Source organism: Collinsella sp. AF15-51 (genome assembly GCF_003462845.1).
Classification (GTDB): Bacteria; Actinomycetota; Coriobacteriia; order Coriobacteriales; family Coriobacteriaceae; genus Collinsella.
In genome coordinates this window covers 1-19,225 of sequence record NZ_QRYG01000013.1, presented here as the reverse complement: position 1 = coordinate 19,225, position 19,225 = coordinate 1, and the positions used below count along the sequence as shown (strand labels likewise).

27 protein-coding genes are annotated in these 19,225 nt (G+C 53.8%); 18 read left to right on the top strand and 9 right to left on the bottom strand.

Features of this window, described 5'->3' with window-relative positions:
- The first annotated feature begins 105 nt into the window (after nucleotides 1-105).
- From DWW51_RS07105 to DWW51_RS07040, 13 genes are all read left to right on the top strand, one after another.
- On the top strand, nucleotides 106-510 hold the full coding sequence (locus DWW51_RS07105) for a single-stranded DNA-binding protein (RefSeq protein ID WP_070102887.1): 405 nt from the start codon (nucleotides 106-108) through the stop codon (nucleotides 508-510).
- 10 nt (nucleotides 511-520) lie between these two features.
- Nucleotides 521-730 carry a hypothetical protein gene (locus DWW51_RS07100; protein WP_055168042.1) on the top strand — a complete coding sequence of 70 codons (210 nt, stop codon included), beginning with the start codon at nucleotides 521-523 and terminating at the stop codon, nucleotides 728-730.
- Nucleotides 731-763: 33 nt separating this feature from the next.
- The gene (locus tag DWW51_RS07095) at nucleotides 764-1,336 is read left to right on the top strand and encodes a ParA family protein (RefSeq protein ID WP_117774005.1); all 573 of its coding nucleotides are present in this window, start codon (nucleotides 764-766) and stop codon (nucleotides 1,334-1,336) included.
- Nucleotides 1,329-1,565 (top strand): hypothetical protein, encoded by a 237-nt coding sequence (locus DWW51_RS07090; RefSeq protein ID WP_117774004.1) that lies wholly within the window; start codon nucleotides 1,329-1,331, stop codon nucleotides 1,563-1,565. Before DWW51_RS07095 ends, DWW51_RS07090 begins: the two co-directional genes overlap by 8 nt.
- A 27-nt stretch (nucleotides 1,566-1,592) precedes the next feature.
- The gene (locus DWW51_RS07085; RefSeq protein ID WP_147344049.1) at nucleotides 1,593-1,784 is read left to right on the top strand and encodes a hypothetical protein; all 192 of its coding nucleotides are present in this window, start codon (nucleotides 1,593-1,595) and stop codon (nucleotides 1,782-1,784) included.
- Between the two features lie 51 nt (nucleotides 1,785-1,835).
- Complete coding sequence (locus tag DWW51_RS07080) at nucleotides 1,836-2,108, top strand: hypothetical protein (RefSeq protein WP_117774003.1); 273 nt, start codon at nucleotides 1,836-1,838, stop codon at nucleotides 2,106-2,108.
- Between the two features lie 9 nt (nucleotides 2,109-2,117).
- Nucleotides 2,118-2,471: an integration host factor, actinobacterial type gene (mihF, locus tag DWW51_RS07075; RefSeq protein ID WP_117774002.1), complete on the top strand. Its 354-nt coding sequence runs from the start codon at nucleotides 2,118-2,120 to the stop codon at nucleotides 2,469-2,471.
- Nucleotides 2,472-2,754: 283 nt separating this feature from the next.
- Entirely contained in the window at nucleotides 2,755-3,345 is a 591-nt protein-coding gene (locus DWW51_RS07070; RefSeq protein WP_197032207.1) for a hypothetical protein, read from the top strand.
- A 530-nt stretch (nucleotides 3,346-3,875) separates the two neighbouring features.
- Nucleotides 3,876-4,274 (top strand): hypothetical protein, encoded by a 399-nt coding sequence (locus tag DWW51_RS07065; RefSeq protein WP_117774001.1) that lies wholly within the window; start codon nucleotides 3,876-3,878, stop codon nucleotides 4,272-4,274.
- A 265-nt stretch (nucleotides 4,275-4,539) separates the two neighbouring features.
- Nucleotides 4,540-4,968 (top strand): helix-turn-helix domain-containing protein, encoded by a 429-nt coding sequence (locus tag DWW51_RS07055; RefSeq protein ID WP_117773999.1) that lies wholly within the window; start codon nucleotides 4,540-4,542, stop codon nucleotides 4,966-4,968.
- A gap of 12 nt (nucleotides 4,969-4,980) precedes the next feature.
- Complete coding sequence (locus DWW51_RS07050) at nucleotides 4,981-5,532, top strand: NUMOD1 domain-containing DNA-binding protein (protein WP_117773998.1); 552 nt, start codon at nucleotides 4,981-4,983, stop codon at nucleotides 5,530-5,532.
- Entirely contained in the window at nucleotides 5,525-5,815 is a 291-nt protein-coding gene (locus DWW51_RS07045) for a hypothetical protein (RefSeq protein ID WP_117773997.1), read from the top strand. Before DWW51_RS07050 ends, DWW51_RS07045 begins: the two co-directional genes overlap by 8 nt.
- A 20-nt stretch (nucleotides 5,816-5,835) precedes the next feature.
- Nucleotides 5,836-6,084 carry a hypothetical protein gene (locus tag DWW51_RS07040; RefSeq protein ID WP_147344047.1) on the top strand — a complete coding sequence of 83 codons (249 nt, stop codon included), beginning with the start codon at nucleotides 5,836-5,838 and terminating at the stop codon, nucleotides 6,082-6,084.
- A gap of 121 nt (nucleotides 6,085-6,205) precedes the next feature.
- On the opposite strand, the gene DWW51_RS07035 is transcribed toward DWW51_RS07040, so the two are convergent.
- Nucleotides 6,206-6,571: a hypothetical protein gene (locus tag DWW51_RS07035; RefSeq protein WP_117773995.1), complete on the bottom strand. Its 366-nt coding sequence runs from the start codon at nucleotides 6,569-6,571 to the stop codon at nucleotides 6,206-6,208.
- Between the two features lie 68 nt (nucleotides 6,572-6,639).
- On the opposite strand from DWW51_RS07035, the gene DWW51_RS07030 reads away from it, so the two are divergent.
- On the top strand, nucleotides 6,640-7,905 hold the full coding sequence (locus DWW51_RS07030) for a relaxase/mobilization nuclease domain-containing protein (RefSeq protein WP_117773994.1): 1,266 nt from the start codon (nucleotides 6,640-6,642) through the stop codon (nucleotides 7,903-7,905).
- 162 nt (nucleotides 7,906-8,067) lie between these two features.
- Here the strand turns inward: DWW51_RS07030 and DWW51_RS07025 are convergent, their stop codons facing one another.
- The gene (locus tag DWW51_RS07025) at nucleotides 8,068-8,475 is read right to left on the bottom strand and encodes a hypothetical protein (RefSeq protein WP_147344045.1); all 408 of its coding nucleotides are present in this window, start codon (nucleotides 8,473-8,475) and stop codon (nucleotides 8,068-8,070) included.
- Nucleotides 8,476-8,565: 90 nt separating this feature from the next.
- Complete coding sequence (locus DWW51_RS07020) at nucleotides 8,566-9,714, bottom strand: hypothetical protein (protein WP_117773992.1); 1,149 nt, start codon at nucleotides 9,712-9,714, stop codon at nucleotides 8,566-8,568.
- 190 nt (nucleotides 9,715-9,904) lie between these two features.
- Between DWW51_RS07020 and DWW51_RS07015 the strand changes: the two genes are divergently transcribed.
- The 4 genes from DWW51_RS07015 (at nucleotide 9,905) to DWW51_RS06995 (ending at nucleotide 12,694) form a co-directional block, all read left to right on the top strand.
- Nucleotides 9,905-10,225 carry a helix-turn-helix transcriptional regulator gene (locus DWW51_RS07015; protein WP_055168065.1) on the top strand — a complete coding sequence of 107 codons (321 nt, stop codon included), beginning with the start codon at nucleotides 9,905-9,907 and terminating at the stop codon, nucleotides 10,223-10,225.
- A gap of 287 nt (nucleotides 10,226-10,512) precedes the next feature.
- Nucleotides 10,513-10,701: a hypothetical protein gene (locus tag DWW51_RS07005; RefSeq protein ID WP_117527849.1), complete on the top strand. Its 189-nt coding sequence runs from the start codon at nucleotides 10,513-10,515 to the stop codon at nucleotides 10,699-10,701.
- 24 nt (nucleotides 10,702-10,725) lie between these two features.
- Nucleotides 10,726-11,286 carry a hypothetical protein gene (locus DWW51_RS07000; protein WP_117773991.1) on the top strand — a complete coding sequence of 187 codons (561 nt, stop codon included), beginning with the start codon at nucleotides 10,726-10,728 and terminating at the stop codon, nucleotides 11,284-11,286.
- A 61-nt stretch (nucleotides 11,287-11,347) separates the two neighbouring features.
- On the top strand, nucleotides 11,348-12,694 hold the full coding sequence (locus DWW51_RS06995) for a hypothetical protein (RefSeq protein WP_117773990.1): 1,347 nt from the start codon (nucleotides 11,348-11,350) through the stop codon (nucleotides 12,692-12,694).
- Nucleotides 12,695-12,763: 69 nt separating this feature from the next.
- On the opposite strand, the gene DWW51_RS06990 is transcribed toward DWW51_RS06995, so the two are convergent.
- The 6 genes from DWW51_RS06990 to DWW51_RS10230 form a co-directional block, all read right to left on the bottom strand.
- Nucleotides 12,764-13,546, bottom strand: a complete 783-nt coding sequence (locus DWW51_RS06990) for a hypothetical protein (protein WP_117773989.1) — start codon at nucleotides 13,544-13,546, stop codon at nucleotides 12,764-12,766.
- 24 nt (nucleotides 13,547-13,570) lie between these two features.
- On the bottom strand, nucleotides 13,571-13,906 hold the full coding sequence (locus DWW51_RS06985; RefSeq protein ID WP_117773988.1) for a hypothetical protein: 336 nt from the start codon (nucleotides 13,904-13,906) through the stop codon (nucleotides 13,571-13,573).
- 111 nt (nucleotides 13,907-14,017) lie between these two features.
- Nucleotides 14,018-15,070, bottom strand: a complete 1,053-nt coding sequence (locus tag DWW51_RS06980) for an ArdC family protein (protein WP_197032206.1) — start codon at nucleotides 15,068-15,070, stop codon at nucleotides 14,018-14,020.
- A gap of 149 nt (nucleotides 15,071-15,219) precedes the next feature.
- A complete protein-coding gene (locus DWW51_RS06975; RefSeq protein WP_117773986.1) occupies nucleotides 15,220-16,047 on the bottom strand; it encodes a class B sortase in 828 nt (275 codons plus the stop codon).
- A gap of 5 nt (nucleotides 16,048-16,052) precedes the next feature.
- Entirely contained in the window at nucleotides 16,053-16,670 is a 618-nt protein-coding gene (locus DWW51_RS06970) for a hypothetical protein (protein WP_117773985.1), read from the bottom strand.
- Nucleotides 16,671-16,750: 80 nt separating this feature from the next.
- Nucleotides 16,751-19,225 (bottom strand): VaFE repeat-containing surface-anchored protein (locus DWW51_RS10230; RefSeq protein ID WP_156058767.1); only part of this gene is annotated, 2,475 nt, incomplete at its 5' end.

Here is a 19,225-nt window from a genome sequence, read left to right as displayed (position 1 = left end):
CTGGTATTCTGGTCTGCTATATTTATAGACAGCAAGGGACGAAAGTTTTCCCGGCAGGAGGATTCCAGAATCCTCCGCAAACACCATCGAGAGATTGGAAAGACAATGGCTATCAACCGAGTGACCATCATGGGCAACCTCACGCGCGATGCGGAGCTTCGCAAAAAGGGGGATGCCACGAGTGTCCTCACCTTCGGACTCGCCATCAACGAGAAGAAGAAGGACAGCGAGACCGGCGAATATGTCGATGCGCCGGTGTTTGTCGATTGCGCCCTGTTCGGTGCGCGAGCCGAAGCACTTGCTCCCTATCTCACCAAGGGAAAGAAGGTTTCGGTGGATGGACGGCTCCGCTACCACTCTTGGATGAAGAACGATGAGAAGCGCCATGCCCTTTCCGTTCTCGTGACCGATATCGAGTTTGCGGACTCGAAGGGTGCCGGGAAGGATACGGTTTCTGCCCAGGGGCAGTCTACGGAACCGGAAACGTATGATGCGGATATTCCGTTCTAGGGAGGACAGAATGCACCTTCGTGGCGATTCAGTGCGGGAAATCCCCTTCATGCTCTTCCTCGGCCTGCTATTCGCGGTGACCGTCGGATGGTGGGTGTTTCTCACACTTACGGTTTCGGTCGTTTTCGGAAACGTGGCTGCTGCGGTATTCGCCGTGTGCTCGGCACTTTCCGTCACCGTCGGTTACGGGCTTGTGCGCGCATCCGATTCCCGTGAGTAGCGTTTTTCAAACAGGACAGAAAGGACTTCTAACATGTACACGATTCTGATGCTCAACCAGAAGGGCGGGGTCGGCAAGACCACCATCGCGGACGAGCTTTCCTTTGCGCTTGAGCGTCGCGGCAAGACCGTGGCGTTCGTCACTACCGACCCGCAGGGCGGTTCCGTCCATGAGGTCTGCAATGACCCGGATTTTGCGGAGGAGTGCGATTTTCAGGTTGTCGATACGGCGGGCGTGCTCGTGGGCGGTGTGAACGATTGGTGCCGCGCGGCGAATCTCATCCTCGTACCCATGCTTCCGAGCACGCGCGACATGGAGCCGACGCTGAGAACGCTCGATATCGTACGTGAGTCCGGCACTGGCGCAAAAGCGTATGTCATCGTCAACAACTTTTATGCCTACGGCACACTCGACCGTCAGCTCGTGGAGTACCTTGAGGGCGAGGAGGTTCCAATCATCGCGAAGATTCCCCGCGCCGTTGCCCTCTCACGTGCCGCAGCAGCCGGTGTGTCCGTGGCGGAGTACGACCCGAAGAGCCATGTGGTCGCCCCGATTGAGCTGCTTGCAGATTCGGTTCTGAACGAAGAGGAGAAAAACAATGGCTAACAAGACCACAGCGAACGCGTTCATGGCGAGCGCGCAGAAGTCCAAGCGCGAGATGGCGGATATCCAGAAGGAAGGTTCCGGCAAGCACGAGACGGACGAGGTGGAACTCAAGAAAATCAGTCTCCTCATCCCGGCTTGGCTCCACAAGCAAGCGCAGCTCCACCGCGTCGAGACGGGGGAGAGCATGACCAAGCTCATCGTCCGACTGCTTGCCGAGGAGCTTGGTTAAGGGGATGGTGATGAAGGGATGGGCTTGATGGTAACGGAATCGGAAAAATCGAAGCACGACATGCTGCGTGCGATGCGGAAACACATACGCGAGAACGGCATCACAGACTTCACCGATTTTCAGGACTGGTGCGATGAGAACAACGACTGCTGGTCTCAGGCACTCGATAGCGGACTTTCGTCGGTTATCGAGAAATACATCGACGGGCGTTTTTATTAGAGAGGAAGTGGAGCCGGTAGATGGATTCACTTCGGAAAAAGGGATTGGAACATGAACCTAATCACCATGGTTCCCGCCACCGCGAGGTTTATCGCGCAGATGCGGGGGATGCGAAGGCACATCGTCGAGAACAATGTCACCGAGTTTGCGGTATTTCAGAATTGGTGCGATGAGAACAACGAGAGGTGGGCGGAAGCTCTTGACAGCGGATGCGCCATTGCTATCGAGAAGTTCATCGCCGATTGGAACGGTCGGGCGGATGCAGGCCGTTGGAAACACGCGGCGCAGGCGGACGATAACGTTTGGGATAACGAGTTGAAGTAGGAAGTAGCGATGAACGAGAAAGAGAACCATCTGCCGAATCTCAGCGACAAGGAGCGTGCGCACGCATTGGAGCTTGCCATGAAGGCTCGAAAGCGCCGTGCCGTTCTCAAGGCACGTATGAAGTCTGGTGAACTAGCATTTACTGATGCCTTGAATGAGGAGGACGCGAAACGTATAGAGGTCGTGTCGCTTTTGAAATGCGTTCCCGGCATTGGTGCGAGCAAGGCGGAAGCCATCAGGAGGTTGGTCAAGATTCCATTAGGCCGACGTGTTAGTGGACTTGGTATCCGGCAGCGCGAAGAGCTGACCGCTTTGGAAAAAAACGGTTGGAAAATGACAGCACAGAAGTCAAAGGCTTTGTGATGTATCCGCGCTGGACGCATTGGCGCGACCTAAAGGGAATCTGCCCCATTTGCGGGGAACCCGCACACGTCGGAACGAGCAAAAGGACGGGCAGGCATTTCTGGCTTCACGACAAGTATGACATGTACGAATACTATAACGGTCATGGCATTCACGGTCTTTGATATTGCAACGGCGGCTTGCAATCCGAATTAGCAAATTGATTTTCAACGAAATCGTGGATAGTGAAAACGGGCACTAATCGAGGTGCCCGTTTTCATATTGAAGCAATGAGAGAAATGGGATGCGCATCATGGGAAATCTCTATACCGATAATTTAATCGGCACCGTGATAGGGCTTTCGGTTGCAGATGATTGGGAAGGTGCCAGACGCGAGTGGGAGATAGTCGGATGTGAGGTTGACGAAACCCATTCTGCAACATGCGTTTGCGGAAAGGAGGGGCTTCGCTATGTCTATACGATAGCGAATACGGAAACCGGGGAAACACTCTCTCCGATTGGGTCGAGTTGTATCAAGAAGTTCGAGCAAAGCGATATGGACGAGGAACTTGCCGGTTGGCAGCAAGCCATCAAACTGATGGAGGAAGCGGCGAGAATCGGAAAAAAGGATTACGTCCATCTGCATAGCGGAAGTTACTCGCGCAAGCTCCTGTACTTCCTGTACGAGCAAGATGCGTTTCGACCGACAAAGTACAACGGATATGATGGTTATAACGACTACCTATTCTTGCTTGACATGTTCAACGGAGGATTCTGTTCGGAAGCGCAGGAGAGAAAATGCCAAGCTATCATCATGCAATCCATCTACCCATGGCTGAGAAATCTCTGGAAGAAAAGTAAATCGCAGAAAGGGAAAATAGATAATGGGAAATAACGCTTGGTGTCCGGCATATCTTGCCAAGGCGATTGCTTCCAAGTAGCGGTTGTTACGCAAGAATGTTCAGAAGGCTCAGGCCGGGTCTTCGATGGAATTGATTTTGTCTTCGCAGTTGATGGGAACCCGAGGTGGCGACACCTCGGGTTCTTGGTTTCCGGGCGAGCCGGAAACCCCGCAGAAAAGGCATGGGAAAGGGTGCGGCGGCACCCCCTTTCCCATGCCTTTTCTGCTCTCGCACTGATAGAATATCAGTGCTCACCGGCCAAGGCCGCTCTTCGAGTTGCAAGATTTGGGAAGTGTACGTACAAAGTCCACTATTGTGGATTTTTCCGACCCTTCCATCTTGCTCCCGAGCGGCTTTCGGAGCCTTGACGGGAGAACGCTTGCGCTTTTTGAAACACGGTAATTTAGGATTACCGAGTTCCAGTAGTCAGCAGAGCGACTATCGGTTTTCGTGTTACTAGCAAATGGCGGCGGCACCATTTTCAGTAACCGTTTTTAGAAAAACGAGAGGAGACGAAAACGACATGCAGAAAAAGGAAGCACGCGTTGAGGTACGCATGACCGACCGCGAGAAGAAAACCCTTAAACGGAAAGCGGCAAAATACGAAATGACGGTTTCCGAATATGCCCGCACGTTACTTATCCATTCCGATGACGTGACAATCAAGGTCATCGACACCGAGCCTTTGAAAAAGGCGGCACACGAACTCGCGAAGCAGGGAACGAACCTAAACCAGTTCATGAAGTTCCTGAACACCTACGGCGTGAAAGTGTTCGACCCGGATGAAGCGAAACGTGTTTTGGAGAAAGAGGTCTCGACATTTTCTGAAATCATGGAAGCGCTCGCGGCGCTCCGAAGGGAAGCCGACAGGAACAATGTCCATCTGCAAATCGAGGATTTTAACAACCTCGATAACGAATGACAGGAGATATGGGAATGACTTACCACGCAATGTTTTCGCTTAACATCATGACGGGATTATTAGCGCTTGTTATTAGCGTAAGTCTATTCTGCAAATCCGTAGCAGAAGCGAAAGAATGGAAAAGGAAGTTTGGAGAAAGAAACTGGGATTACCTTTATCGAGCTCTCATTGCGTTGGTCGCAATCGCTACATCCGGTTACGCCATTTTCATTCTCTTTGAAATGCGATAACGGGTTTTGATTCTCTGATTTGCGAGGGTACGAAAATGACGGAATGCAATCGTAAAAATCGGCTTTTGGGAAAGAGCATCCGAAAGATACGGATGCGCCGGAACATGACGCAACGAGAATTGGCGAATGCTATCGACGGAATCAGCGAGTCGGCGTTACGCAGTTATGAACTTGGTGAGCGTTGCCCGAAGCAGAATACGCTCGAACGGATAGCGAAAGCACTCGATGTGGCACCAGCATGTTTCGACGCCTACGGCATCGAGCACTATGACGAACTCATGCACGCACTTTTCCTTTCAGAGGAAGCGTTCAGCATTAAGCCATGCGCGGATGGAAGCATCCGGTTTACCGACGAAACAATCCAGTCGTGCGTTTGCACTTGGTGGTCTTGGAAGGAGCTTTTGAAGGAAGGAAAAATCACAAGAGAGGAATATGAAGACAAGAAAGACGGTTCCATGAGATAGGGGACGAACAGGATGAGAAAAAGAAAAACGATTGTTTGCATTGAGACTGGAGAACAGTTCAATGGCGCGGAGGATGCAGCCAACGCTCTCGGTTTATCAAATGGTTTCATATCTCACCAGATAAGAGAAGGAAAGCCAATTAAAGGTTTTTACTATTACTATGCTGGTGAGATGCTGCCGGATGAACGCCGTCAAAAGATAAGGAATCGAAAGAAAAAGCAAAACAACAAACCGCGCCCGGTCATCTGTCTTGAGACGGGCGAACGCTTTGAGAGTTTAACTCTCGCTTCAAGGATGCTCGGCATAAGCAAATCGAATGTATTTCATGCGATGAAACATGGAAGTGCCGTGCATGGCATTCATTTCTATTACGGTGACGAGCCGAAGCCGGATGATTCGTTCTTCAAGCCTAAACGTAGAAGAAAGGTTCGTTGCACGGAAACCGGCGTTGTTTATGAAAGCATAAAGGACGCGGCGGAGAGAACAAAGATATCGGCGAACGGTATCGGTTCAGCTGCATCCGGTATGGCCGGTGGCTACCACTGGGAATATGCCGATGACTGATTCGGCGTGGCTCCATTACCGCGACCTGAAATCACGGTGCCCGGTCTGCAAGCGTCCGGCGCATATCGCGAAGAGGGATGGGAACTTCTATTTCGTCGATGATGAGTACAACCCGTTTGTCAGGCACGCTCCGGTGAAAACAACGGAAGCGGTATTCCGATTTTTCGCGAACGGTTACCGTCGCGAACATGGAACGGAGCCGGAGGTCACAGGAAACCGGAAGCTGTCGGAATGCGATATTCTTTCCGGCATGGGCGCAATGCCCGCGAAAATAGATTCATGAAAGCGGTGGGAGCAATGGCGATGGACGATTGCGGAAGTGAAAAGACGATTCACTATGAGGAGGACGGTTGGAGCGTAACGCTCACGAGATACGTGAGCATGGAACTCGGTGAGACCGTTGCATCTTGGGTTGAGTTTCCGAACGGGTGGTATCTTCATTCGGACGAGGCCGATGCCGAGTTCACGCAAGACGGGGCGAAGACGTATCTGCAACGCTTGAAATCCGTCTGGACGAAATCACCGTTTTGGGAAGCGTTTCTATCACAGTAAAGAAGGAAAGATGAGCAGACTTATTATCTGTTTGGAGATGTGAGAACGGTTCGAGAGTCTGAAAAAGGCGAAAGAGAGGAACGACGCAAGCGAAAACTCTCTTTCGCCAAGGCATGAGTAATCAGAATGCCGTGTAACCATAGCTGCGAAGACCGCCATGTCCGGTGGACTCTTCTAAGTTGGCGATAAGCTGGTCTTCATGCAGAAGATACGAACCGGACTCATCCGGTGTGTGCCCGCAGTCATCCATTACATCGTCCTTGTAAAAGTATGTGTACGTTCGCTTCGCCATACAGTTCGGATGCAGATTGAATTTCTTTGCACCGGGTTTCGGGGAGAAGCCAAGGTCGCGCCATTGGTTCGCAGTTTTCAGCGCAGCGGCAAGAGGGGCGGGGAGATGATTCTTGACCGGGATTCCATCGAGTGCAACAGCAAGAACGTCACATCCCATGAAGGGAACGGTCACGTATTCGATTGCTGAGTTCATATCAAGTCCTTTCCGATGACAACGGATTTTAAGTTTATGCCAAATGATATATGAAAGAGAGGTAGACCATGACCATCATCAAGCAGACCGGTGTGCAGAGTTCCGGGCACATGAAGAACCTGCGTGGTTACATCAACGATGACCGAAAGGTGATTCTACGCGACAGTCTGAACATGGACGGTTGCACGAATCCGAAGCGCTGGGCGCATCACATGTGGATGACCAGAGAAGCCTACGGGCACAACAAAGCGGCAAGAAGAGTCCGGGACAAGAAGACTGGGGAGCTTAAGGAAGCGAAGAACACGATTCTGTTTCATCAGATTCTCGGCTTCAATCCCGACGAGTGCGATTTAAATGGTGGGTGGCTCTCACCGGAAGAATGCATGAGGTATGCCAAGGAGTACGTGGGAAAGCATTACCCGAACCAGCAGATAGTGATGGCGCTTCACAACGAATACTGCAAGGCGGACAAGACCCATCGCTATGCCGTCCATATCGTCATCAACCGCACCGACCTGTCAACGGGAAAGCGGCTCGATGAGGGGCGCGGGAAAAGCGCCAAGGTGAAACGCGCCAGCCGCATTCGCGACCTCGACCACGAGTGGGGGTTGAAACAGGTCGTGGAGGGCGAGCGCAATTCCTCCGTCCATAAGAAGCAACCGTCCCGTATCGAGAAGGAACTTGCGGCACGCGGCATCGACTCCTATAAGACGAACTTGCGAGAGCTGTGCCGTATCGCCGCCGGGGAAGCGGAGAACATCTATGATTACCGCGAGCTTTTGGAATCATGGGGCGTTGACACGGAGTTCAAGAGGGGGCGCATGTACGTTACCGACACGGACAGCAACCGCTATGCCTTCTCCGTGGCGAAGCTCGATGCAGACCTCGGAACGAAGGGGTTGGAAGCTGCGTTCACGGCGAATGTGGCGAAATCCATCCATGCGGAAGGAAGCGCAGCCGTTGCGGAGAAGAGGGATATCGAGCAGCAAAAGGCGATGGTAACGGAAACGAAGGAGAAGTACCTTGCGCAAATCCGAAGCGTCTACCGGAAGTACCGCAAGGAGATACGCGGTATGGAAGGCATGGAAATCGCGGATATCCCCAAGCTGAAACTCCCGCGCCCCGATTCGGATATTGCGGACGATTCGGAGGTCAAGCGTCTGATTCTCGCCTGCTGGCGTGGAGCCGACGAACTCAGGGCGGAAGTATCCTCGACGGTCATGCCGAAAGGGAAGAAGAACGGCGGAAACGCCGGGAGCGGCGGTTCCCAGCGGGCGCAACAGGTACCTGCGCAGGAACGCCTGGAACCGAACAAGGAGAACGGCGAGCGTTAAGAAGAAGCGGCACGGGCGTGATGTTTTGCCTGCGCCGCTATACGGGTTGCGGGAGTCGGCATAAAAGCGCCCGCCGTTCCCTTAATGTCGCACATCAGGGAGCAGCGGGCTAAAGCAAGAAAGTTTCTCCGCGGAGGAAGAAAACACGTTCAGTTTACCTCACTATGAGTTCGCGTCAAGCTGACGCTTGAGATTCGACACCTTCAACCACTGGAGAAGGAAGGCAATGGGCGCGAATGCAGCCGGGATGGAAAGAAGAAGCGTCGCTATGAGGAGCAGTCCGAGAGCGTTGCCCCACACGAACAGCTTTGAGCGCTTGATTGCACGCCATGCAGCGATGTAGCCAGCCGGTACCGTGCCGACGTAAAACCCGGTAAAGGCTGTTGCAGCCAGCAGAACGGGAACGAGTGCAATGATTCCAATTGCGCCCGTTTGAGTTATCAGGGCAGGGGAATTAACGAGAAGCAAAAGGAAAACAACTATCGCCGTTATCGCCCCGACGATATAGAGGAACTTCTTCATCAAATCGAAGACTCGTTTTTCCTCATCATATTCGGCGCGAATCGCCATGGCGTTGTCTTGGCATATTGGGTGTTGATAAGTTCTCATTGTATGACCTTCTTTCTAGTTTTGTAATATGGTAGTTCATCTGATTTTTAATCATCGGAATCGGCAGGGTTGCCATCGACAATCAATTCCCCTGATGATGCTTTCGATACGGGCGGGCGGCATGTTCGGGTTGTGCGAGAGAATCGAACGCACTTCATTCGTGAACCCGTCGAGCTTGTCAGGTTCATACCATTTGTAACCGACCAGAAGAGTTTGTTGAAAATCAAAGCTGTTTATTGTGCGTTTATCAACTTGTGGAAAGTCTAGCGATTCAACATTGCACCAAAGGCTGTTGCCGGTGCCGAATATCGGTGCAAACCGGGTGTACGCAAGCGACTCAACGTTACGAATGACACCGAAACTTTGTAAGTCTCGTCCCGGTTTTCCAAGGATGTGGTCACAAGCAAATACTTTCATCACAAAGCTAAAGCTCTCAGCTTTCTCAAACCCCAGACGTTCAAAGCAACAAGTAAGGAATTGAGCTTCGTCCAGCGAATCAGGCTTCTTATGGTTTTGGACAATATCTATAGCGGGAATGAACTCCTCGTCCTCATGGAGCATGTTCGGACACGCGCAGTAGATGCGCTTCCCTTCTTGATGCAGGGAATAAGGCACATAATCCGTGTCCGCCAGAAGACGCTTGTGCAGATGCGTGGCGATGACCTCGTTGTAGACCTCTTGGTTCACGAATCCAGTTCCGCTCTTCACGAGCATACGCACGCCGTTTAAGATAGTCCACTTCTTGTTCAGGTCTCCGCCGACCGTGGAGTTCGGTGACATGAGGTTCGGATTGTCACTCGAAGAGTCCTGCCCCAGAGTCAGAAGCCCGAGGTCTTCCGTGAAGTCGTTGTCGAAGAAGTTGATATCATCCCAGTTCTGCGGATTCTCCGGGTCGTTAATCCAGTAGCGGTCGGAGAGGGAAAGCCCGAAGTTCTTTTCCGCCAGAGCGAGCGTGCTATCGACATGCAGCTCGGCAATGAGCCGCTGTATCTGGGCACGGGACGCTGGAATTGCCCGCCTGAGCCACCAGCCGTCGAGTGCAGCCCTTGTCGGGTTTCCTTTCATATCGAGAATCGCGGGAGGAGCGAAGTCAAGCTCGCGCCGCTTTAGTATCTTCACGACATGGTGCGTGTCGAGGTTGTAAAGGAAATCGAGAACCGGTCGGTTCTTGTTCATCAGCGTATAGCGCTTATCGTCCATTGATGAGTCACATCCTTCCTTATATCCATATATGGATAGTGAGTCTATTCTACTATATTGCTGGGTTGCTTTCAAGCTGGTTTGTTGTCTTATTTGTGCGGGATATATGGAGTATCGTCTTGAAGATTTATCTGGTTTGGTGGTATGATATATTACTAGTAATCAAGCTAGACGGAAGAAGGGAGATACCATGGCGGGTAAGCCACAGGCGGAAAAAGCCGTTGAGCGTTTCCCGGAACTCGGGTGTTTCGCGGTTGCGGTGCGCCGCATCGTGTACGAGAAGGGGATGACGCTCGACAACGCCATCAAGAAAAGCGGAATCAGCAAATCCGCTTGGTTCGCCGGGATGGCCGGAAGCGGGGGAAAGCCGACGCGTCTGCCGAGCCTTGCGTCCTTTTTCGCTATCGCGGACGGTCTCGGAATCACACCCGAGGAGCTAATTGCTGCGATGCGGAAGGAAGCCGAAGTGCGTGAGAAGAGCAATGGAGAGAGGGCTGAGAACGATGAGTAGGATTTTCATCACCATAGGGAGCGCCCACTCGAAAGCCGCAAATGTAAATCCCGTGGACGGCATCTGGTGTTCCGACTGCGGATGGGCTGGGCGCGTCGAGGAGGATATGACGGATTCTGAGGAGAGCGAAGAGCCGCTGTTCGAGGAGTTTTCCGAATATGTCCCGAAGTTTTGCCCGAACTGCGGGGTGAACCTGCGTGAACCCTAGAGGTGTCCAGACAAAGGGACACCTGATGCGATAGGCTGTCCCTATCCGATAGAAAAGACCGGCAAGGTCGAGGAGAGAGATGGAAAAGGAACGTTTTCTTGTCGAGGTGACGGTGAAGGGCGAGAAGGGTTGGAAGGCGATACACATGTGCGGGAGCATGGCGGATGCCGTGCCGGTCGCGGATGCGGTACACAACCTCTCCTATCTGCTCGACACGCCCATCGCTATCCGCGTGCGCGAGAAGAGGGGCAAGGGTTTGGAGGGCTGACGGATGGAAAGGAGCGAAGATTACATGGCAAAGCATTTTAGCGAGGTGAAGAGGGAACTTGAGCAGCCGGACGGGCATATGGCCGGTATCGGCCAGCAGCTTAAGCTCTCCGAGGAAGCGAGGGATGCCAGAAACGCCGGACGAAGGCTTGAGGACGAGAACGACGAGACCGACCTCATCGGAACCGTGAAGAAGCTGGAAGACCTTATCACCGAGCAGCGCCGGAGCAACGAACGCATCGCAAGGGAGATGCGCGGCATGGTTTCGGAGATGAAGGATGTGCTCGAAAAGGTCGAGGAGCTGAGAAACGGCGCGGCGGACGCGCAGCATCAGGCGAATCAGATGGCGCTCATGGGAGTTGCGAATGCCCAGCAGAAAGCTGGGGAGATGACCATAAAGAACGTCGAAGAGGTGACTGCAAGGAGCAGAAAGGTCATCGACTCGATGGTAGAGGAATCCAAGAGACGCATTGAGCGGCTTTCGATGGTGACGCTTCCAGACAGACTGTTCTACTACTGCAAGTGGATGGCGGTCATCCTCGTTCTCATCATCCTCGTGCATGTCCTATGGGGTATGCTGGTGTAGAGAACTACCGGTAATATAGATAGCAGGAAATCTTCTTATAAGACAGAAAGGACTGACAGAAATGAAGAAAGACAGCAATATGTTTAACGACAACAACATCGAGACTGAGGGTGTCCCGGCGGACAAGACCGCCGAAATCCCGAAGGTCGTGGATTCAACGGAGGAGGAGAACGCTAAGAAGCCGCTCATGCTCTTCGGGCGCGAGTTCTCCCGTAAGCAGGTCTGCGCGGCTGGTGCAGGAATCCTCTGTGCGGCGCTTCTCATCGGCGGCGGATATGCCATCACACATGCGGATTGGACGGGCAAAGCGAACGTCCCTGCGGTGTCCCAGTCAAAGGACGATGAGGAGCAGGACATGGCGCTCATCCTTGAGGTGAAGGCCGACGGCTGGGATGCGGACACTTCCACGCCTGTCATCGCCCATATCGAGGATGCGGACGGGAAAGTAGACTTCTACACTGCTATCGCCGCGAACAAGCAGGTGACCGTGAAGGTCGGTGAGTCCGGTACCTATACCGTCACATTCATCTCACCGGTGAACGCCGACGGCTCCATCTATAAGGTGCCATCGAAGAAGGTTACCGCCGGAAAAGCCGACAAGACAGTTGCCACAGGCGTGACTTTCGATAAGGTGGATGCGGACAAAGTGACGAAGGATGACCTGACCGCCATTGCCAAGGACGTTGCGGAAGCCGTGAAGAAGGGCGATTCCACCCTGACCGGGGACAAGGGCGCTGAAGTCGTGAAGAAGTTCGAGGACAACATCAAGAAGAACCCGAACGCCGATACCGATGCCGTCGAGAAGGAGACTGGGAAGGCCGAGGAGACCGCCAAGGAGGACAAGTCCGATGCGAAGACACCGGAGACCTCCGGCGGCAAGAAGGATGATGGAAAGGCCACAGGCGGCTCCGATAATTCTGGAAATAAGAGCAATTCATCCTCCAAGAAAGACGAGGGAAAATCCGATAGCAAGCCGAATGGCGGCAACAGCAGCAACTCCGGCTCGAACACCAATTCAGGCGGCTCATCGAAAAAGGATGACGCCCCGGCGCATCAGCACAACTGGGTAGCCCAGACAAAGACCGTCCATCACGACGCTCAGTACAAGACCGTCCACCATGACGCGGTGACGCATCAGGTATGGCATGACCCGGTAACGGAGGAACACTATATCTGCAACCAGTGCGGTGCGGATATTACGTCAGACCCATGGGGACATATTAACAACTCTCTTATGAATGGTGGTAATTGCGGAAGCTATCACTCTATCTATGTGACTGTAAAGCAAGGGTATTCTGAAACTGTGACCGACGAAGCAGCATGGGACGAGCAAGTGCTAGTGAGCAAGGCATGGGACGAGACCGTGACCACCGGGTACAAGTGCTCTTCCTGCGGTGCGACGAAGTAACTTGAAAGAGAAAAGCAATCGTCTATTTCAGACAAGGAAAGCCCCGACCAAAAATGGCCGGGGCTTTTTCTAATGCATCTTATTCAAGTTTTTCGGTGGTTCCGACCCGTTCCGTTTCGATAGTTCTGCGGTCGCACTCTTCATATCACCGATTTCGGAACCGAAGAAATCCGGCTCATCAAGCCCAAGCGAATGGGTGGGCCCCGGAACGATGATACCACTGGAACCCTTGATATAGGAGAGAGCATCGTGGCGCTCGCCGACCTCGGTGAGCGACGCGGCGAGAAGGGAATCCTTGAACCAAGGGTATCGCTGTTGCAATTTCTCCATGACGGCCATCGCCTTGTCAATCGGCATCATCGCTAGAGACTCGTATCCGGAATACTGGGTATGGATGAATCCGTTGCGTTCCATGAAGATTCGGATAAGCGTCCAAGCGCCGCGCCAAGCGTTCGGCCTAATGGAGCTGTAATTTTCGCTGAGCGCAGCCGTTCCCAAATCAAAGTGAAGCTCCTTACGGGTGTCGGGGCGAGAGGAAGGGGATAACTGCATTCCGCTTTCAAGAAACTCCTTCACATCGTAGCTTTCACCGATTTCCGTGAAGGTGGCCGCTTTCAAGCATTTTTGGAACCAAGGAAACTCATTCATCATCTCATCTATGGTGCCATAAGCACGTTGATAGGACATGACGATATTTTCAGCCGATTCATATCCAGAATATTGTGGCTTTTCAAAGCAATGGGATTCCAGAAAGTCTTGAATGTCTGACCATGGATTCTTTTTACCAGTATAGAATCGTTCAACAGACTCGTTGTCTAGGTCGAAGTGAAATGCTTTCCTATCAAGTTCCATTTGGAATCCTAAGTGTAAATGCGGTTAGTCGTAAATACGTTCCGGACTGATATCCCGGATTACCTGTAGGTAGTCTTCACCCTCCGGTTCATTCATATCCTCATAGGTGCGCCATGACTTAATGTTCTGCATCACCCAAGGCTGTTTGGATAGAGTCGCGCAAACAGGGCACTGCGCCCCGAACTGCACCTTGCGGTTCTTTGCCTGCCAAGTGCCAAGGCCGATGCGGACGTTGCCCATTTGCTCCGCGTATTCTCCCACGCAGTCGTAGAGGTCATCTACGCTGTAGCCATTCCTTTTTGCCTTCTCCTCATCGAACTCGATGGTGAAGCGCCAAGGTCTCTTTTCCATTTCTGCCATACCTATCGTCCTTTCTGCCAGATGGCTGTTATCATATGTTACCATTATACTATAATGCCGGTGTTACGGCAATATAGGAATTGAACACACGTTCTTTTTGGCAAACGCATGTTACAGAACGGTGGAGAGAACATTTTCTGGCATCTCGCTTTCCGGCTGGTGTTCGGATGTGCTTGCCATGTCATGACTCTCCCCGGCGAGCGATACCTCCTCTTCCAGTTCCGGTGCGTCAATCTCGATGTTCTTTCCAAGCTCCTCCTCGTAGCGCTCCATGATGAAGGTGTCTGCATGGTCTGCCTTCGATGCGGCTTTGAAGAGGTAGGATGGGTCGTTTTCCAAGGCGTTCATCCAAGATTGCAGATAGGAGACGTGGTTCTCGTAGAACTCGCCCTCCAAATCGGTGCTCTGGATACCGAGGTCTGCGGAAAGGAAAAGGCTTCCAAGCTCCGCGACCAGCTCTTCCTCAGCATAGGAAGGGCTTCCGAAGCGGGTGTCGAGTTCACGGGCGAGGGCGGAAGGGTGTCCAGTGGAGTGGGTCATCTCATGCAGCAGGACGCGGGTGAACGCTTCGTCCGAGCGGAAGGTCTCTCGCGGGGCGATGAGGATGCGGTCGGTAGCCGGAGAGTAGGCGGCACTTCCGAGGTAGCCGCTGCTCTCGATGACGGGGCATCTGGAAGACTCCTCAAGGTTCTGTGCGATGGTTGCCGTTCGGTCGTTCAGATGGACGGGAGCGTTCTCCGGCGGGATGCCCTCGATATCCTCCGCATTGAAGACGTTCCAGTAGCCCACGAGCTTCGGGTAGCGTCCGGCAAGCTCCTTCTCGCCGGTATCCTCGTTTTCCTTGTAGAAGGCGAACTGCTTCCATTTCTCGATGAGCGCGGACTTGGCACCTTTTTTCACATGCCAACCGGCATCCTTTATCTGGTTGAAGGTAGCCCACCGGTTGTCCGTGTAGCCGCGCATGAACCCGATGAAGCCAAGATGCACGCGGTTTCCGCCCTGATACACGGTGCCGGAGACGGGGTTGTGCGGTGTTAGGGAGGGCAGGTACGGTTCCGCCCAACGAAGCCCGTCGCGCTTCATGTCCTCGATGATTTTCTCAACGACCGCCTGACGCTGGTTATCAATAATCTCCGTAGGAGTCTGCTTCTGCTTAGATTTCATCATGGTCTCCTTTCCGGGAAAGCTCATTAAAATTATACGATAGCTGCCGCTTTTCCGACATGCTCTAAGAAAACGACCCCACAGAATCGAATCTGCGGGGTCTTGGCGGTAGGTTTGTAGCGTGAGTGCGAACAGATTGAAACCTGTCCTTATTCGGCACCAGAGCCAGTCTGACGGGATTCGGTCGAAACAGTTTCCGTTTGCGCCTGTTTTTGGTCGATACTGGTGGTCACGACCGTCCGCTCATTCTGCTTCCAGAAGTTATAGGAGCAGGAGACGAGGGAGATGACCTGATTCGGTTCGGAATCGGTATCGAGTACCATGGCGGCAGATTCTCGCGAAGAATCGTACCAGTTCCGAAAATCCGAATCACCGGCAAAGACCGTCCGTTTGGTCGGCTCCCATCCCTTCACGATATTCGCGAAGCGCACGGTGTAGCGCATCTTGGTGTTTGGGGTTTGGATGAGTACCGTCTGATGCTCAGAAGCGAAGGATTTATCGCTATACCGTTGGACGTTGCCGAAACAGGTGACCGCGTTCCCGAGGGTCAGGCTGTGTCCGAGGATGACGGCATTCGGACTTTGAAAGCCCTCCTTCTCGCATTCTGCGTCGAGATAGAGCGCACCCAAGGGGTTGTAGTTCCGGTAGATATCGTGATGCAGGTAGTAATCCGGGTCAGATGAGTGGGCTTGCAGGATGGGATGGTTGATATCCGTCCCCGGCACGGTTATCCATCCGATAACATCCCCGTTCACGCTCTTCCAGTAATCCCAATCAACAGTAGGGAACTCGGATTCCCGACCCCCTGCGCTTTCCGTGGCGGTTTCCTGCGGCGTGCCGTTTGGTGACGGTGATGGACTTGCGTCCTGATAGAAATGAAGCAGCACGCCGAAAAGGATGGCAGCGACGGTCAGGAAGACCGCCGCTGCCGCAAAGGCCGCACGGGATTTCCGGTTATGATTTCCCAATCTGGCCATCTGAATTACTTGGCGGCATCCGATGTGGCCTGCGGGGCATCCTTCGTCGCTCCGCAGGTGGTGCAGACCAGCTTGTCGATGACCGTCTCATCGTAAGCCGGGGTGTCGGTGACCTGTTTATCATAGCCCTCGCTCACCATGACCTCATCGGTGATGGGGACGTTGGTGGAGTAGCCGGAGTGACCGGTCTGCTTGATGTGGTCATCGGCCTTGCCGTCGATGACCTGCTTGCACTCATTGCAAACGGTATGGTAGGTGGTCAGGTTCTGGTAGACGGGTGCCACGTGCTCCGTGTGCGTCACAGCGTCATGGTGGACGGTCTTGTAGGTGATAGACCAGTCATGAGTGTGGGACTGCTCCTTGCTATCGGAACCGCTTTCCTTGGAATCCTTCGCCTGTGCGGATTCGGTCGTGGAGTCTGCGCCGGTTTGGTGGCTGATGCCGTAGTAGGCACCGCCGCCGATGAGCGCGACGAGAGCAAGGCCGCAGATGGCGGCAATGACCTTCCGGTTATGCGGCTTCTTCTCGCTTTCCGGGTTCGCGTGCATGTTGTTCCCATCCGCAGGTGATTCGGTGGAATCTCCGTCGTTCATCTCGATATCGTTCTCTTTATCGTCCTTCATGGGTGTATCCCCCTTTCAAATTAAAAGGAAGGCAGGGTGCCGAAGAGCTGGCACCCTGCCGGTTTCAGGCGTTACGGGCACTAGGCTTCGGTGTTATCCTCTGCGCTCTCGTCCGCATCGCCCTTGGTGGTCTTGCGGCTCTTGATGCCGTAAGCGGTCGCGCAGCCTGCGGCAATCAGGAGGATGCCGATGGCGATGGCGATGTTCGTCATGTCAACGCCGGTCTTTCCGTAGGTGGAGCCTGCCGGGGTCGAGGTGACGGTCACGGACTGTCCCTCGTCGTTGATATCCTTATGCTCCGCCACGGTAACGTCCGTGGTCTTGCCGTCGATATCGCTCTGTTTGGTCAGCTCCTCGAAGACAACCAGTGTATGACCGTCGAGGGAGGTTGCATCGAACTCGCCGAGGTTGATGGAGACCGTGCCGCTCTCACTGTTCGGCGTGAACTTGAGTTCGGCGGTCACGCCCTTGTCGGCAACCTTCAAAGGTTCGCCGGTCTTCTTATCCATGAGCGTGGCATGGAGCGTGTACTCCTTGCCGGGAATAAGACCCTCGTACTTCACCTCGTCAGTGATGACGGCATCCTTGCCAGCCATCAGTTCATGGTCACCGTCGGACTTGTCAGTCGCAGTGGTACCGATGGTACTCGGGGCGAGTTTTACCGTCTGTCCCTCGTTGTCCTTATCGCATTCGCTCGCGACGATGGAAACGGGAGTCTCATCGGAAGCGTTCTCGATGCTGCCCTTGAACATGACCTCAAAGACCACGAGGTTCTTGGTCTCGCCGGACAGGCGGTCGATAACGTCGTTGGAGTTGAAGGTGTAATCCATGTCGATGGAACCGGACTCCTTCTCAGGGGTGAACTCCGCCGTCTTGTAGACAAGGCAGGAGAGGAGGTCTTTGTTCTCCTCGGCATATGCCTTGACCTTGGCGAGGTCAATGGAAGCGGTCGGGAGCTTCTTTGCGTTCGACCAGTCGATACCGTTATCAGTGACCTCGACCTCATCGGCCTTGTAGGTCTCCTCGATATTACGGACGTAGCTTGTGCCGCCGTCTGCGGTGGCGCTGCCGCTACCCTCCAGACCGGTGAGCTTCCAAGTGCCATCTTCCTGCTCGGTGAGAGTCTGGGTGTCGGTCTTGACAGTCCAAGTGCCGTCCTCGTTCTCGGTGCGCTCGGAAGCATCATAGGTGTAGGAACCATCCGCGTTCTTCACGATGGCGGCACCGTTGCCCCAGTCCTTGCCCTTAACCTTGATGGAGTAGGTGTTCGACTGGAAGCCAAGCACGTTCATCAGGCCGGAGGTGAACTTGATGAGGTCATCCTCGGTATACTTCTTCGCGCCTTCGCCGGTCAGTACGGGAAGACCGGTCTTTGCATCCATCAGGATACCGGCCATGGTGTAAGCCTTGCCGGTGAGCACATGGTCGTACTCCACCCTGTCGGTGACGGTGGACTCGGCATCGGCGATGACGGTCTTGTCACCATCGAGCTTGTCCGTGGCTGTGGTACCAATCTCGGAGGTGTGCATGGTGACCGTCTGGTCTTCATCCGCGATATCGCTATGGGAAGCAATCTCCTTGTCCTTGTAGGACAGGGACTCGAAAGCGACCACCGGTGTGTTGTCCTTCAGAAGCGACCCATCGAAAGTGAAGGTTACATCGACGGTGCCGTAGGTGTCCTCGGGAACGAACTCGGTCTCGGCGGTGACGGGGTTGCCGTCGGCATCGAGGAGCTGCTTCTTGGAGACCTTGCCGTCCTTGTCGGTGACCTTCTCGTAGAGGGTGCCGGAAACCTTGTAGGTCTTGCCGGGAGTGACGTTCTTGTACTTCACGGTATCGACCACTGAAACCTCGGTATCGGAAACGACGGTCTTATTGCCGTCGAGACCGTCCTTGGCGGTGGTGCCGACTTCGGGCTTCGTGATGGTAACGGTCTGGGACTTGTCCTCGATATCGGCATGGCTCGCGAGTTCCTTGCCGTTCAGGGACAGGGACTCGAAAGCGACCACCTTGTCCTTGGCCTTGAGGTCAGACGCGTCGAAGGTGAAGGTAACGTCCACATCACCGAAAGCGGTTTCGGGAATGAACTCGGTCTCGGCTGTGACAGGGTTGCCGTCGGCATCGAGGAGCTGCTTCTTGGAGACCTTGCCGTCCTTGTCGGTGACCTTCTCGTAGAGGGTGCCGGAAACCTTGTAGGTCTTGCCGGGAGTGACGTTCTTGTACTTCACGGTATCGACGATAGTAACATCGCCCTCACCGATAAGGTTCTTGTCCGCATCCAAGCCGTCCACGGCAGTGGTGGAAAGCGTGGGCTTCGTGATGGTGACGGTCTGGGACTTGTCCTCGATATCGGCATGGCTCGCGAGTTCCTTGCCGTTCAGGGACAGGGACTCGAAAGCGACCACCTTGTCCTTGGCCTTGAGGTCAGACGCGTCGAAGGTGAAGGTAACGTCCACATCACCGAAAGCGGTTTCGGGAATGAACTCGGTCTCGGCTGTGACAGGGTTGCCGTCGGCATCGAGGAGCTGCTTCTTGGAGACCTTGCCGTCCTTGTC